Genomic DNA, 13611 nt, shown 5'->3' with positions numbered 1-13611 from the left:
GGCCTCACTGACTATAGAACCGCAACTTTCCAATCAGGACCAGTTGGATCGGCAGGCCGGGCATTGCCCGAATCCCCGTTCAATTGCTAAGAAGAACAAAGGTGTACCCATGTCCCGTGTGTGCGAATTGACCGGCAAGGGCGTCCAGTCGGGCAACAATGTCAGCCATGCCAACAACAAGACGAAGCGTCGGTTCCTGCCGAACCTGTGCCATGTCACGCTGATTTCCGATGCTCTCGGCCAGCGTTACCGTCTGCGCGTTTCCGCCCATGCCCTGCGCTCCGTCGAGCATCGCGGTGGCCTGGATGCCTTCCTTCTGAAGGCAGACGAGACCGAACTGTCGATGCGCGCTCGTCTGCTGCGCCGCCAGATCGTCAAGAAGACCGCCGAAGCCGCTGCTGCCTGAGGCTCAAGCGTCCATCACTGGTTTCAGGAAGGCTTGACGGTTCGCCGTTCAAGCCTTTTCTGTTGCCGTTCGTTTCCTCTTGCTGGTGGCATCACCCAGGGTAAAAAAATGCAGTATCTCCGCGCGACCATCATTTACGTGCTGCTGATGACGCTTGTCGTCGTCGCCTCCAACTTCCTCGTGCAGTTCCCGGTTCTCGGCAGCCTGTTCGGCATCCAGCTGAGCAATCTGCTCACCTGGGGCGCCTTCATCTATCCCGCCGCCTTCCTGGTGACCGACCTCACCAACCGCCAGTTCGGGCCGAAGATCGCCCGCCGCGTGGTCTTCGCCGGTTTCGTCGTCGGGGTTGCGATTTCCTATTACACCTCGCTGCCGCGCATCGCGATGGCCTCCGGCACGGCCTATCTGGTCGGTCAGTTGCTCGATATCTCCGTCTTCAACCGCCTGCGCCGCCAGACCTGGTGGCAGGCGCCGCTCGCCGGCTCGCTGTTCGGCTCGATGCTGGATACGGTGCTGTTCTTCTCGCTGTCCTTTGCACCGGCCTTTGCCTTCCTCGGCGCCAATGACGATTTCGCCATCAGCCAGGCGCCGATCCTCGGCATCTTTGCCGCCGAAGCGCCGCGCTGGATCTCCTGGGCGATCGGCGATTTCGTCGTGAAGCTGCTGGTCGGGCTGGTAATGCTCCTGCCCTATGGCGCGCTGATGAGCGTTCTGAAGCCCATGCCGCCTGCCAAGGCGGCCTGACCTTCCGTCTTACGATGCCTGGCCGATGACGGTATGGCGGAGCACGACCTCCGCCAACTCCTCCGCAGGCCGCATCGAATCGAGCCGCAGGACAGGTGTCTCGCGGCCGGCAAGCCAGGCCTCATGGGCGGCAAGGCTGCGCTGCTCCGGCCCGGCGGTATCGTAACTCGCCGCCCATTCCAGAAAGGCGCGACTCGTCTCGGCCATGTCGCCACCCGGCAGGATGCGGTTGCCGTAGCGCTCGGCCTCGCGGCGGCGAATGCGCTCCATGCGCACCGCAGGATCGAGCTGAAGGAACACGATGAGATCGTAGAGCGGCTCCAGCGGCGTGCCCCATTTGAGCGCCGAGCCGGTGAGCACCCAGCCCGGCGCCCCCGCCATTGCCTGCTCGATCAATTGAAGGCGTTCCGGCACCGGGCGCGGCGTCGTGAAGGGCGGCTCGGTCGGCATCCAGAAGAAGGTGTCGGTGTCGAGATGCAGGATCCGCAGCCGCTCGCCGATCAGGCGCCCAAGCGTCGTCGTTCCGGAGCCGGACGCTCCCAGAATGTGAATCCGCACCATATGTATTGCCTCCGGGCCAGCCTACTGCATCAGGCGGAATTCCAGCATCAGGCTGCGCTGGAGAACCGACTGGTTGTCATCTGATACGAGAATGACATGCGGATGACCATCCGTCCCGGCAATGACGTCTATTCCTTCCATGTTGTCGATCGCAAAGCCCATGTCTGCCTCCAGCAGCACCGGCCCATCGACCAGCGCGCCGGGCCGCAGCGCGCTGCCGGCAATGCGGCGAATGCGCATTCCCACGCCCCCGATCACGCTGAAGCGACGCTCCAGCAGCAGAAGGTCACCGCCGGGGAGGAAAGCACCGTCCGTCACGTTCCACGGCTCATGGTGCACCACGCGGAATGCCCCCTTCAGCGGCCCGTCCAGGATCGCCGCATGCAGATGACCCTCACGGTCCGTGCTGTCCTCGGCAACCGTCAGCAATGCGCCCTTCAACGGGCTCGCAGCCGGTGCCGCGACCAGTGTTTCCAGGCCGCCATTGCTGCGCATGTCCCCCTTCGGAATCAGAATGTCGAGGCTGCGCTGCGGCCGCGCCTCCTCGAAACCGGGATCGGAGTAGAGATCGACGCGATGCCGCCGTTCGAAGCTGACTGCGGCCTGTCCGGCGCGCAGCGCCAGCCCTTCCGCATCGATGTCACCCTTGTTGCGCGGCTCGCGGCCGCGTCGGTCGCGCATCGCGGTGATGCGCACCTCCGTAAGGCCGGAAAGACGGCCGCTCGCCTCCCGCTCGATGCGCCCCGTCAGCCAGTAGCCATTATCCAGCACGGCGACGAAACGCTGCCCGTCCGGTCGGAACCGGATGGCCGACAGCGAACCGAACAGCGGCTGGGGCGAGGTGAGTTCGAGGCCGCCGACGAATTCGAAGGCGCCGAAGCGGCGTTCATCGGAGCCGCTGTGAAAGTTGTCGATCGGCCGGGCCGCGACCGGGGCCGACACCGTCTCTGCCGCCGTCATGGTGACGGAGGCGAGAAGCAGGCCGAACATGCACGAGACGCGCCGCAGCTTCATGCGGGGCGCGCGATCAGCCGGCCCGCCTGAGGCGTCCGCGCGGGCTGCCGCTGTTCTCGTCGAAGAGCGAGGCCAGCTGCTCGGTCATCGCACCGGCCAGTTCGTCCGCATCGACAATGGTCACGGCACGGCGATAGTAGCGCGTCACATCATGACCGATGCCGATGGCCAGCAGTTCGACCGGCGAGCGGTTTTCGATCTGGTCGATGACCGCTCGCAGGTGCCGCTCGAGATAATTGCCCGGATTGACCGAAAGCGTGGAATCATCAACCGGCGCGCCGTCGGAGATCATCATCAGGATCTTGCGCTGCTCGGGACGACCGATCAGGCGATTATGCGCCCACATCAGCGCTTCGCCGTCGATGTTCTCCTTCAGCAGGCCTTCGCGCATCATCAGGCCGAGATTGCGGCGCGAACGGCGCCAGGGCGCATCCGCCGCCTTGTAGACGATGTGGCGCAGGTCGTTGAGGCGGCCGGGCGTCGGCGGCTTGCCGCTGGCAAGCCACTGTTCGCGGCTCTGGCCGCCCTTCCAGGCCTTGGTGGTGAAGCCGAGGATTTCCACCTTCACGCCGCAGCGTTCCAGCGTGCGGGCGAGAATGTCGGCGCAGGTTGCCGCCACCGTGATCGGGCGACCGCGCATCGAGCCGGAATTGTCGATGACAAGCGACACGACCGTATCGCGGAACTGCGTGTCGCGCTCGCGCTTGAAGGAGAGCGGCTGCATGGGGTCGATCACGAGACGCACCAGACGGGCCGGGTCGAGATAACCCTCTTCGAGGTCAAAATCCCAGGAGCGGTTCTGCTGCGCCATCAGGCGGCGCTGCAGGCGGTTCGCGAGACGCCCGACGGCACCCTGCAGATGCGAGAGCTGCTTGTCGAGGAAGGCGCGCAGGCGATCCAGTTCCGCCTCGTCACACAGTTCTTCCGCGGTGATCTCCTCGTCGAATTCCTGCGTGAAGATGTGGTAGTCCACCTTCTCGTTGAAGTCGTCGAAGGGCAGGTTCGGGCGACGGGTTTCGCCGGGCGTCTCGGACTGGTCGTCCTCGTCGTCGCTCATGTCGTCGTCGGAAATCTCCGCGCCGTCCATCTCGCCTTCGTCAAGCTGCTCTTCCGCAGCCTGGCTTTCCTCGGCCGGGGCCGCATCGGAGCCCGCATCTTCCTCGACCTCGTCATTCTCGGTCTCGTTGCTGCGCGGCTGCTCCTCGTCGTTCTCGTTCTCCATCTCCTCCGGCTGGTTTTCCTCGTCGCCGTAATCCTCCGCCATCTGCATGGAGGAAAGCATGTGGCGAACGAGCTTGCCGAAGGCCTGCTGGTCCTCGATCACGCCCTTCAGATTGTCGAGTTCGGCGCCGACCTTCTCCTCGAAGAAGGGACGCCACAGATCGAGAACCTTGCCGGCGCTCGCCGGCGGCTTGGTGCCGGTCAGCTTTTCGCGCACCAGCATGGCCATGGCCTCGCCGATCGGCGCGTCCTCCTGGCGATCCACGCCGGAGAAATTCGCCTTGGAATATTTCTCGGCATTCATGCTGTTGAGATTGGCGGCAACGCCCGCCATGCGCAAGGCGCCGAGCGATTCGACACGCGCCTGCTCGACCGCGTCGAAGACGGCGCGCGCATCCGTGCCCTGCGGCGACATCGTGGCGTGCACGCCGGTATCGTGGCAGGCGAGCCTGAGCGCCATGGAATCGCCGAGACCGCGGGTCACGGCCAGTTCCTGCGCCGTCGGCCGCTTGGAGATCTCCGGCAGGCGGATGCGCTCGCCCGCCATGCCGGGCCGCTCGTTGGCGAAGGACACCTCCACCTCGCCGCTGCCGGCAATCGAGCGAACGCAGCCGGTGATGGCCCGGCGCAGCGGCTCGGTATCAACCGGTCCGCCGCTCTTTGCCTTCGAATTGTCACCCCGGCCTGCCATTTCGATCTACCTTGCTTGCCTGCCTGTTGGCCTTATGCGCCCAGAACGATGTTCACGGCGCTTTCCTTCAGTTCGACACCGAAGGCGCGCTGGTACTGCTCGGCCACCAGCGTGCGCTCCAGCTCATCACACTTGTTGAGGAAGGTGATGCGGAAGGCGAAGGCGACATCGCCGAAGATTTCCGCGTTTTCCGCCCAGGTGATCACGGTACGGGGGCTCATGACAGTCGAAAGATCGCCGTTGACGAAGGCCGAACGCGTCATGTCGGCAACGCGCACCATCTTGGAGACGGTTTCGCGGCCTTGAGCGGTGGCGCCGAAGCTTTTCACCTTGGCGGCGACGATATCGACTTCCTTCTCGTGCGGCAGATAGTTCAGCGTCGTCACGATCGACCAGCGGTCCATCTGCGCCTGGTTGATCTGCTGCGTGCCGTGATAGAGGCCGGTCGTATCGCCGAGGCCGACCGTGTTTGCCGTTGCAAACAGGCGGAAGGCCGGGTGTGGACGGATGACACGGCTCTGGTCGAGCAGCGTCAGGCGACCGGACGATTCCAGCACGCGCTGGATGACGAACATCACATCCGGGCGGCCGGCATCGTATTCGTCGAAGACGAGTGCGACATTGTGCTGGTAGGCCCAGGGCAGGATGCCGTCCTTGAATTCGGTGACCTGCTTGCCGTCCTTCAGAACGATCGCGTCCTTGCCGACGAGGTCGATACGGCTGACATGGCTGTCGAGGTTGACGCGCACGCACGGCCAGTTGAGGCGGGCGGCGACCTGCTCGATATGGGTGGACTTGCCGGTGCCGTGGAAGCCGGACACCATGACGCGACGGTTGTGCGCGAAGCCGGCCAGGATGGCGAGCGTCGTGTCGCGGTCAAACAGGTAGTCGGGGTCGAGGTCGGGAACGTAAGGGTCGCCATTGCTGTAGGCCGGAACCCTCAGGTCGGTATCAATGCCGAAGACTTCCCGGACAGACACCGTCGTATCCGGGAGGTTGGAAATATCAAGATCGATTTTGCTCATCACCACTCCACGCCGCACCCAGGACGGTACGGCCGCAATCCTTGCTGCCATGCATCAGAACGGCTTAACAGAAACCGGACTGCTTTAACAATTGGTAGGCCTGTACGACAGCGCGAAAACGTTCCTCCGAACCGCGATCGCCGCCATTCGCGTCCGGATGATGCTTTTTGACGAGTTCCTTGTAGCGGCCCTTGATTTCAGCCGCCGTTGCGCCCGCGGTCAAGCCCATTGTGTCGAAAGCTTTCGCTTCCAGCGTCTTTAGTCTCCGGACCGCCGGCTGGACGGGCCGGCTGCCTGCCTGGCTGTCGCGCACGAAGCCGAACGGATCCTTCACCCGGTTGAAGCTTGCTGCCGAACCGGAACGCTGGCTGGCATGCAGCGGCGCTTCGCGGGCGGCCTTGTTGACGCCAACCGTCCAGGTGGGGCGATGGCCGGTTATCGCCTCCTTCTGGTAGCGGGCAATCTCGTTGTCCGACAGGCCGGAAAAATAGTTGTAGCCCTTGTTGTATTCCTTCACGTGTTCGAAACAGAACAGGAAGAACTGACCCTCCGCATTGCGGCCAACGGGGGCGCGGTGGGCACCCGGCTTGTCACAGCCGTCCCACTGGCAGGTCGGCGCCTGCGGCGCCGCGTCCTGCTCCCGTTTGCGGCGCGTTCGGATACGGTCGAAGTATTTGGAATCCAGTCTCATGCGAGCAGATTATGGGGTGCCGAGGCGGGGACAACAAGAATTGACAAAGCGGTTTGTTGCTGCTTTCTGGGACCCCCTTTTCACAGGTCCGGAGCCTGCCCATGAGTGAGCCCACATCCGTCCGTGCCCGCATCGAGACGAGGCTGTCCGAGGCACTCGGCCCGGAGCGGCTGGAGGTGATCGACGAAAGCCATCACCATGCCGGTCATCGGCCGAACATCACCGGCACCGGCGAAACGCACATGCGCGTGCGCGTGGTCTCCGCGCGCTTTTCCGGGCTCGGCCGGCTGCAGCGTCACCGCATGGTCAACGAACTTCTGAAGGCGGAACTTGAGGCTGGCCTGCATGCGCTGGCAATCGAGGCGGCAGCCCCCGGCGAGGCGACGCGCTGGTAGCTGGGCGACAAAAGGTCGCCGTCGGCCACGTCAGCCCTTCAGCGGAATGTCTTCAGCAGGGCGGATGCGCAGCCTGGTGATGCGGTTCTTCTCCCGTTTCATCACCGTGAAGCGCTTCCCGTGGAAGGTAAAGCTCTGACGCTCCTGCGGGATCAGCTTGGATTCGTGGATGACGAGGCCGGCAATTGTGGTGGCCTCCTCGTCGGGCAGGTTCCAGTCAAGCGCGCGGTTGAGGTCGCGGATCGGCACCGCACCGTCGACCACGATCGAGCCATCGGCCTCCTGGCGCACGCCCTGGATCTCCAGATCGTGCTCGTCGGCAATATCGCCGACGATCTCTTCCAGAATGTCCTCGAGCGTCACGATGCCCTGCACCTCGCCATATTCGTCCACCACGACAGCGAAATGCACCTTGCGGCGCAGGAAGGCGTTCAGCTGATCCTTCAGGCTGGTGGTGTCCGGCACGAACCATGGCTTCTGGGCAATCTTCACGATATCCAGATCGCGCGGCTCCATGTCCGGTTCGGCAAGAGCACGCAGGAGATCCTTGGCATGCACGACGCCGATGATGTTCTCCGTCGAACTGCGCCACAGCGGCATGCGGGTGAACGGGCTTTCCAGCACCGTGCGCACCACCACCTCCGGCGGATCGTCCGCATTGATCGCCCGCATCACCGTGCGGTGCTTCATCACGTCGGAAACCTCCAGTTCCTCAAGGTCCAGCAGCCCGCCCAGCCGGTCGCGGTCGGCCTTGATGAACGAACCTTCCTTGTGCAGCAGGTCCAGCGCACCGCGCAATTCCTCATGCGCCGAGAGCATCGAGGTGCCGTGCGACAGGTTGACGCCGAAGAGGGAGAGGATCAGACGCACGATGGCATTCACCCCGCTGGACAGCGGGCCGGCAATGCCGACGAAGATGCGCACCACCGGCGCCACCGCCATGGCGAAGCGGTCAGGCGTCGAAATCGCCCAGCTCTTCGGCAGAACCTCGGAGAAGACGACAAGCAGCACCGTCATCAGAAGCGTGGCCGCCGCCACGCCGGTCTGGCCGAACAGGCCGAGAAACAGGCTGGTGGTCAGCGATGAGGCCAGGATATTGACGAGATTGTTGCCGATCAGCAGCGCTCCGATCAGCCGGTCGCGCCGCTCGATCAGCCGGTTGACCAGCCCTGCCCGCAGATCGCCATTGCTTTCCAGCGTGTGCATGCGCGCCCTCGACACCGCCGTCAATGCCGTCTCGGAGCCGGAAAAGAAGGCCGAGGCGGCAATCAGAAGGACGATGGAAACGAGCGTCAGCCAGTATTCGGCCAGAAAGGCAAGGATCTCCTGCAGCATCACGCCTTTCGCATCTCCTCGAGGAAGGACTGGACTTCGGAGGCCGGCACGTCGTCGGCAATGAAGGACTGGCCGATGCCGCGGGTGAGGATGAAGGTCAGCTGGCCGCCCTTCACCTTCTTGTCCTGGGCAATGGCATTCATCAGCACCTCGGTCGGCAGACCCTCTCCAGGTATGTCCAAAATCCGCGTCGGCAAGCCCACGGCCTGCAGATGCGCCTCGACGCGGGCCGCGTCGTCCGGGCTTGCGAGGTTGAGGCGGGCCGAGAAACGATGGGCAAGCACCATGCCGATCGCCACGCCTTCGCCATGCACCAGCCGGCTGCTGTCGTAATGGGTGGCGGCCTCCAGCGCGTGGCCGAAGGTGTGGCCGAGATTGAGCAGTGCGCGACGACCGGTCTCCCGCTCGTCCTCCACCACGACATCGGCCTTGGCCTGACAGCTGACCGCGATCGCTTCGGCGCGGGCGCTGCCGCCGGCAAACACCGCCTGCCAGTTCCTCTCCAGCCACTCGAAGAAGTCCGGCTTGTCGATCAGTCCGTATTTGGCAACCTCCGCATAGCCGGCGCGGAATTCGCGCTCGCTCAGGCTGTCCAGTGCACGGGTATCGGAAAGCACGAGATCCGGCTGGTGAAAGACGCCGAGCAGGTTCTTGCCATGGCGGGTGTTGATGCCGGTCTTGCCGCCGACGGAGGAATCGACCTGCGACAGAAGCGTGGTCGGGATCTGCACGAAACGCACGCCGCGGCGCACGATGCCGGCGGCAAAGCCGGCGAGATCGCCGATCACGCCGCCACCTAGCGCGATGATGCAATCATTGCGCTCGATGCGCGCCGACAGCGCCATGTCGCAGACCGCCATCAGCGGTTCGACGCTCTTGGTCTTTTCGCCGGCCGGCAGCGTCAGCGAAACGGCCTCGATACCGTCCGTCTGCAGGCTGTCCATCAGCGCTTCCAGATAGAGCGGCGCCACATGCTCATCGGTAACGATCGCCGCCTTGCGGCCCTTCAGCCGCGCGGTGATTTCGCCGCCGGCATGGGCGATCAGGTCGGGCCCGATCAGGATGTCATAGGCCCGCTCGCCCAGCGGCACGTGGACGAGACGATCCGGATTGCTCTCGACTGCAGTGTTCATCAGGCTTTGCCTTCCTCGGCCGATGCGGCAAGGGCGGCCAGAACCTCCTGGGCCATGGCGTCCTTGCGAATGTCGCGGGATTCGACCGTCAGGTCGGCCTCCGCATAGATGGGGTAGCGCTGGTGCATGAGGTTTTCCAGCGTCTGCTTCGGGTTCTCCGTCTTCAGCAGCGGGCGGTTGTCGCGCTTGTTGACCCGCTCCCAGAGAATGTCGAGTTCGGCCCTCAGCCAAAGCGACAGACCACCGCGCTTGATGACGGCGCGGGTGCGCTCGTTGATGAAGGCACCGCCACCGGTCGAGACCACCCGCGGCCCGCTCTTCAGCAGGCGCTCCACCACGCGCGTTTCCAGCGCCCGGAACTCTGCCTCGCCATAGGCGGCAAACAGTTCGGGGATCGTCATGCGCGACACGCGCTCGATCTCCGCGTCGGTATCGACGAACGGCAGGGACAACTGCTGGGCAACAATGCGGCCGACGGCGGACTTGCCCGCGCCCATCAGTCCGACGAAGATCAGGTTCCGGCCGGCAAGGGCCGCGCGCGCCCGATCGCTCAGCGTCAGGGGCTCTGTCGATGGTATGACAAGATCGGGCATCGCGGTCTTAAAGCTGTCCTCTAGCAGTCCTCTGGGCAACCCTATCGACAAATGGCACAGCAGCGTCAAGCCACGGCGGTGCTGAAAGCGGGTTGCGGCGCGGGTTCTTGCGCTCCTCTTCCGCATTGCCCATAAGAGGGGCGCCTCGAAATGCGGAGCAAGGCATGCCGACCCTCTTTCGTTTTCTGTTCATCATCGCCGTGCTGTGCGGCCTGATCTACGGAAGCATGATGGCCCTCGTCCTCCTGGTCGAGCCGCGCGAGCGGGACGTGACGGTGCGCGTCCCCTCCGAGCGCCTCAATCCGCCCCAACCGTGAGTGCTGCCGTGGCCGACCTGTCCCGCGCCCATGCGGAAGCCTTTCTCGAAATGATGAGCGCCGAGCGCGGTGCAGCCGCCAATACGCTCGCCTCCTACGAGCGCGACCTCGAGGACCTTGCGAACTTCCTGTCGACGCGCCGCACCGGCCTGACCGCCGCCAGCAGCGCCGATCTCACCGATTATCTCGCGCATCTGGCCCGCCAGGGCTTTGCCGCTTCCTCGCAGGCGCGCCGGCTCTCGGCCATGCGGCAGTTCTATCGCTTTCTCTATACGGAAGGCCTGCGCGAAGACGATCCGACCGGCATTCTCGATGCGCCGAAGAAGCAGAGGGGGCTGCCGAAGATCCTGAGCGAGGCAGAGGTGAGCCGGCTTCTGGCGCGCGCCGCCGAGGAGGCCTCCGCGACCGACGGATCCATCGGCGAGCGCATCGGGCGGCTGCGCATGCTCGCCCTCCTCGAACTGCTTTACGCGACAGGCATGCGGGTGAGCGAACTCGTCTCGCTTCCGGCCAAGGTGCTGGACCAGGAAGGCCGTTTCCTGATGATCCGCGGCAAGGGCAACAAGGAACGGCTGGTGCCGCTGTCACGCTCGGCAATTGCCGCCATGGCCGCCTATGGCAGGACGCGCGCCGAAGCGATCTCGGCAGGACGCGAGGCGGAGAGCGCGTGGCTGTTTCCCTCCGCAGGCAAGCAGGGCTACCTGCCGCGCCAGGTGTTTGCCCGCGATCTCAAGGGGCTGGCGGCACGGGCCGGGATCCGCACCAGCGCCATTTCTCCGCATGTGCTGCGCCATGCCTTTGCCAGCCACCTGTTGCAGAACGGAGCAGACCTGCGCGTCGTGCAGGAACTGCTCGGCCATTCGGACATTTCCACCACACAAATCTATACCCATGTGCTGGAAGAAAGGCTGAGAGAAGTGGTGGAAATGCACCACCCTCTTGCAAAAGCCACCAAAAACCCTGATTAGAGCGCGGGCGGGGGGCGGCACGGCCGCCAACACGATCGGAACACGGAGCTCATGCAGACCTATCTCGACTTCGAAAAGCCCATCTCCGACCTGGAAGGCAAGATCCACGAGCTGAAGAAGCTGGCGGCGGAAGATGAGAGCATAGACACATCCGACGAGATCCAGCGTCTGGAAGTGCGCGTGCGCGAGGCGATGCAGGACATCTACTCCAAGCTTAACGCCTGGCAGAAGACACAGGTTGCCCGCCATCCGCAGCGCCCGCACTTCATCGATTACCAGAAGCGCCTGTTCACCGAGTTCACGCCGCTGGCCGGCGACCGTTCCTTCGGTGAGGACGCCGCGATCCAGGCCGGCCTTGCGCGTTTCCGCGGCCAGCCGGTGGCCCTTATCGGCCAGGAAAAGGGCAACGACACCAAGTCGCGCATCAAGCACAATTTCGGCAGCCCGCGTCCGGAAGGCTATCGCAAGGCGATCCGGATCATGGAAATGGCCGACCGCTTCGGCCTGCCGGTGATTTCGCTGGTGGATACGGCAGGCGCCTATCCGGGCGTCGGAGCTGAAGAACGCGGCCAGGCGGAAGCCATTGCCCGCTCCACCGAGATGTGCCTGGCGCTGAAGGTTCCGATGATCTCGATCGTCATCGGCGAAGGCGGCTCGGGCGGCGCCATCGCCATTGCCACCGGCAACAAGGTGTTCATGCTGGAGCACGCGATCTATTCGGTCATCTCGCCGGAAGGGGCCGCCTCCATCCTGTGGCGCGATTCGACCCGTGCCCGCGAAGCCGCCACCAACATGAAGATCACCGCCGAGGACCTGAAGGCGCTCGGCGTCATCGACGACATCATTCCCGAACCGCTCGGCGGCGCACATCGCGAACCGGAGACGGTGATCGACGCGGCCGGCGCCCTGATCGAGGCCTCCCTGCAGGATCTCGGCCAGCTGTCGCCGGAGGATGTGCGCAAGCATCGGCGCCAGAAATTTCTGGAAATAGGCCGCAATCTCTGATCAATTGTCGCATCGTGTGGCGCTTCCGGCGCCACGCTTCACGATTTCGTGCAGGGCGACCGGCGCGACATGGTAAGATAATGTAAAGCTTACCGCTTTATTACGAATGGCAGAATGGGTATGTGCTTATCGGCCTGCCCTTTAGATCGTCACACGTGATTTGTCCGATGCGCTTGAAACTGATCGCTACCGTCCTTCTGATGGCCACTGCGCTGGCGGGGTGCAACGACACCCTCGACACGGCGATGGATCTTTCCAAGGTGAAGAACAAGGTCGAGCAGCCTCTGCCTGACCGCATCATTGCGGAAATGCAGAAGAAGGACATGCCGCGCAATTCGCCGATCATGATTCGTGTCTTCAAGGAAGAAGGCAAGATGGAGATCTGGAAGGCGAAGGCGGACAACCGATTCGACAAGATCGCCGAATACGATATCTGCGCCTGGTCCGGAAAGCTCGGCCCGAAGGTCAAGGAAGGCGATCGCCAGGCGCCGGAAGGCTTCTACAACCTGACGCCGGCGCATCTCAACCCGAATTCGAAATATTATCTCGCCATCAATACCGGCTTCCCGAACCGCTACGACGCGGTGAACGGACGCACCGGTTCGAACCTGATGATCCATGGCGCCTGCTCCTCGTCCGGCTGCTATTCGATGACGGACCAGCAGATCCTCGAGATCTATGCCTTTGCCCGCGACGCCTTCCGCGGCGGCCAGACCACGGTGCAGCTGCAGGCCTTCCCCTTCCGCATGACGGCGGAGAACATGGCCCGCCACCGCAACAGCGAGAACCTCGAGTTCTGGAAGATGCTGAAGGTCGGCTATGACAATTTCGAGGTGACGAAGCGTCCCCCCGAGGTGAATGTCTGCGAGAAGAAATATGTCTTCAACCAGCAGATCCAGGGTTCGGGCAGTTTCTCGCCCGCCGCCGCCTGCCCGCCGATGTCGACGCCGCCGGCACTGACCGCCTCGCTCGCCTCCTATGAGAAGGAATACCAGCTGGCCTATACCAAGGCGATGGACAAGCTGGATGGCAAGGTCTGGTACGAGCCGACCGAGGCCGAACGCAAGGCGATTGTCGCCGACAAGCGCAAGGGCCGCGATCTCGCCTACGCCCCGACCGGCACCTCGCTTGCCGCCGGCAAGCTGGTCGAGCCGGAAGAGTTTGAAAAATTGATGGCGGCGCGCCTCGCCAGGAGCCAGCCCGCCGGCACCCTGCTTGCCTCGGCGGCACCGGCCGGCGCATCCGGCAGCGCTGCCAAGCAGGGCCGTCTGCCGGCCGGCACGGCAAGCGTCCAGCCGGGCGAGCGCTCCGCGATGTCGGTTGCCACCGCGATGAACGGGACCGGCCGCTCCGCCGCCGCATCCCCGGCGCAGCAGACCCAGACCGCCGCCGTCCAGCCGGCCAGCACCACCACCGGCGCCATTCCGGTGCCCGCGCCCAATCCGCTGGCCTATGCCGCCGTGCAGCCGGTCAGCGACGAACAGAAGAAGCCCTTCTGGAAGTTCTGGTAGG

The 13611-nt window shown here is 64.1% G+C and carries 15 protein-coding genes; 7 read left to right on the top strand and 8 right to left on the bottom strand.

Annotated features, from left to right (window positions below; all coding sequences use genetic code 11):
* Positions 1-109 precede the first annotated feature (109 nt).
* On the top strand, positions 110-406 hold the full coding sequence (rpmB, locus tag KLP42_RS12865) for a 50S ribosomal protein L28 (protein ID WP_143127142.1): 297 nt from the start codon (positions 110-112) through the stop codon (positions 404-406).
* A gap of 108 nt (positions 407-514) precedes the next feature.
* Positions 515-1150, top strand: a complete 636-nt coding sequence (locus tag KLP42_RS12860; protein ID WP_215567126.1) for a queuosine precursor transporter — start codon at positions 515-517, stop codon at positions 1148-1150.
* A 9-nt stretch (positions 1151-1159) separates the two neighbouring features.
* Here the strand turns inward: KLP42_RS12860 and KLP42_RS12855 are convergent, their stop codons facing one another.
* From KLP42_RS12855 to KLP42_RS12835, 5 genes are all read right to left on the bottom strand, one after another.
* Positions 1160-1711 carry an AAA family ATPase gene (locus KLP42_RS12855; protein ID WP_215567125.1) on the bottom strand — a complete coding sequence of 184 codons (552 nt, stop codon included), beginning with the start codon at positions 1709-1711 and terminating at the stop codon, positions 1160-1162.
* 21 nt (positions 1712-1732) lie between these two features.
* Entirely contained in the window at positions 1733-2725 is a 993-nt protein-coding gene (locus KLP42_RS12850) for an esterase-like activity of phytase family protein (protein WP_215567124.1), read from the bottom strand.
* A gap of 13 nt (positions 2726-2738) precedes the next feature.
* Positions 2739-4637: a cobaltochelatase subunit CobT gene (gene cobT, locus KLP42_RS12845; RefSeq protein WP_215567123.1), complete on the bottom strand. Its 1899-nt coding sequence runs from the start codon at positions 4635-4637 to the stop codon at positions 2739-2741.
* Positions 4638-4669: 32 nt separating this feature from the next.
* Positions 4670-5662: a cobaltochelatase subunit CobS gene (gene cobS / locus KLP42_RS12840; protein WP_215567122.1), complete on the bottom strand. Its 993-nt coding sequence runs from the start codon at positions 5660-5662 to the stop codon at positions 4670-4672.
* Between the two features lie 64 nt (positions 5663-5726).
* Positions 5727-6353, bottom strand: coding sequence for a J domain-containing protein (locus KLP42_RS12835; RefSeq protein ID WP_215567121.1), 627 nt, complete (start codon positions 6351-6353; stop codon positions 5727-5729).
* Between the two features lie 101 nt (positions 6354-6454).
* Between KLP42_RS12835 and KLP42_RS12830 the strand changes: the two genes are divergently transcribed.
* On the top strand, positions 6455-6748 hold the full coding sequence (locus tag KLP42_RS12830) for a BolA family protein (RefSeq protein ID WP_215567120.1): 294 nt from the start codon (positions 6455-6457) through the stop codon (positions 6746-6748).
* A 30-nt stretch (positions 6749-6778) separates the two neighbouring features.
* Here KLP42_RS12830 and KLP42_RS12825 read toward each other — a convergent pair whose 3' ends face one another.
* The 3 genes from KLP42_RS12825 to KLP42_RS12815 are packed head-to-tail and all read right to left on the bottom strand — an operon-like array spanning position 6779 to position 9809.
* On the bottom strand, positions 6779-8083 hold the full coding sequence (locus KLP42_RS12825) for an HlyC/CorC family transporter (RefSeq protein ID WP_215567119.1): 1305 nt from the start codon (positions 8081-8083) through the stop codon (positions 6779-6781).
* Complete coding sequence (aroB, locus tag KLP42_RS12820; RefSeq protein ID WP_215567118.1) at positions 8083-9216, bottom strand: 3-dehydroquinate synthase; 1134 nt, start codon at positions 9214-9216, stop codon at positions 8083-8085. The genes KLP42_RS12825 and aroB overlap by 1 nt, the downstream gene beginning before the upstream one ends.
* Positions 9216-9809, bottom strand: coding sequence for a shikimate kinase (locus KLP42_RS12815; RefSeq protein ID WP_215567117.1), 594 nt, complete (start codon positions 9807-9809; stop codon positions 9216-9218). The genes aroB and KLP42_RS12815 overlap by 1 nt, the downstream gene beginning before the upstream one ends.
* A 164-nt stretch (positions 9810-9973) precedes the next feature.
* Here KLP42_RS12815 and KLP42_RS12810 point away from each other — a divergent pair, with 164 nt between their 5' ends.
* The 4 genes from KLP42_RS12810 to KLP42_RS12795 all read left to right on the top strand — a co-directional run bounded on the left by KLP42_RS12810 (position 9974) and on the right by KLP42_RS12795 (position 13610).
* A complete protein-coding gene (locus tag KLP42_RS12810) occupies positions 9974-10126 on the top strand; it encodes a hypothetical protein (protein WP_215567116.1) in 153 nt (50 codons plus the stop codon).
* An 8-nt stretch (positions 10127-10134) separates the two neighbouring features.
* Positions 10135-11094 carry a site-specific tyrosine recombinase XerD gene (gene xerD / locus KLP42_RS12805; protein WP_215567115.1) on the top strand — a complete coding sequence of 320 codons (960 nt, stop codon included), beginning with the start codon at positions 10135-10137 and terminating at the stop codon, positions 11092-11094.
* Positions 11095-11145: 51 nt separating this feature from the next.
* The gene (locus KLP42_RS12800) at positions 11146-12099 is read left to right on the top strand and encodes an acetyl-CoA carboxylase carboxyltransferase subunit alpha (protein WP_215567114.1); all 954 of its coding nucleotides are present in this window, start codon (positions 11146-11148) and stop codon (positions 12097-12099) included.
* 167 nt (positions 12100-12266) lie between these two features.
* The gene (locus KLP42_RS12795) at positions 12267-13610 is read left to right on the top strand and encodes a L,D-transpeptidase family protein (protein WP_215567113.1); all 1344 of its coding nucleotides are present in this window, start codon (positions 12267-12269) and stop codon (positions 13608-13610) included.
* The last annotated feature ends 1 nt before the right edge of the window (position 13611 follow it).

Source organism: Rhizobium sp. CSW-27 (assembly GCF_018760785.1).
Lineage (GTDB): Bacteria > Pseudomonadota > Alphaproteobacteria > Rhizobiales > Rhizobiaceae > Neorhizobium.
Note: the sequence above shows the minus strand (reverse complement) of the source record. Positions and strands in the feature narration are given on the sequence as shown.

Coding starts and splice junctions, on each gene's coding strand:
- rpmB (WP_143127142.1), top strand. CDS start 110: ATGTCCCGTGTGTGCGAATTGACCGGCAAGGGCGTCCAGTCGGGCAAC.
- KLP42_RS12860 (WP_215567126.1), top strand. CDS start 515: ATGCAGTATCTCCGCGCGACCATCATTTACGTGCTGCTGATGACGCTT.
- KLP42_RS12855 (WP_215567125.1), bottom strand. CDS start 1,711: ATGGTGCGGATTCACATTCTGGGAGCGTCCGGCTCCGGAACGACGACG.
- KLP42_RS12850 (WP_215567124.1), bottom strand. CDS start 2,725: ATGAAGCTGCGGCGCGTCTCGTGCATGTTCGGCCTGCTTCTCGCCTCC.
- cobT (WP_215567123.1), bottom strand. CDS start 4,637: ATGGCAGGCCGGGGTGACAATTCGAAGGCAAAGAGCGGCGGACCGGTT.
- cobS (WP_215567122.1), bottom strand. CDS start 5,662: ATGAGCAAAATCGATCTTGATATTTCCAACCTCCCGGATACGACGGTG.
- KLP42_RS12835 (WP_215567121.1), bottom strand. CDS start 6,353: ATGAGACTGGATTCCAAATACTTCGACCGTATCCGAACGCGCCGCAAA.
- KLP42_RS12830 (WP_215567120.1), top strand. CDS start 6,455: ATGAGTGAGCCCACATCCGTCCGTGCCCGCATCGAGACGAGGCTGTCC.
- KLP42_RS12825 (WP_215567119.1), bottom strand. CDS start 8,083: ATGCTGCAGGAGATCCTTGCCTTTCTGGCCGAATACTGGCTGACGCTC.
- aroB (WP_215567118.1), bottom strand. CDS start 9,216: ATGAACACTGCAGTCGAGAGCAATCCGGATCGTCTCGTCCACGTGCCG.
- KLP42_RS12815 (WP_215567117.1), bottom strand. CDS start 9,809: ATGCCCGATCTTGTCATACCATCGACAGAGCCCCTGACGCTGAGCGAT.
- KLP42_RS12810 (WP_215567116.1), top strand. CDS start 9,974: ATGCCGACCCTCTTTCGTTTTCTGTTCATCATCGCCGTGCTGTGCGGC.
- KLP42_RS12800 (WP_215567114.1), top strand. CDS start 11,146: ATGCAGACCTATCTCGACTTCGAAAAGCCCATCTCCGACCTGGAAGGC.
- KLP42_RS12795 (WP_215567113.1), top strand. CDS start 12,267: ATGCGCTTGAAACTGATCGCTACCGTCCTTCTGATGGCCACTGCGCTG.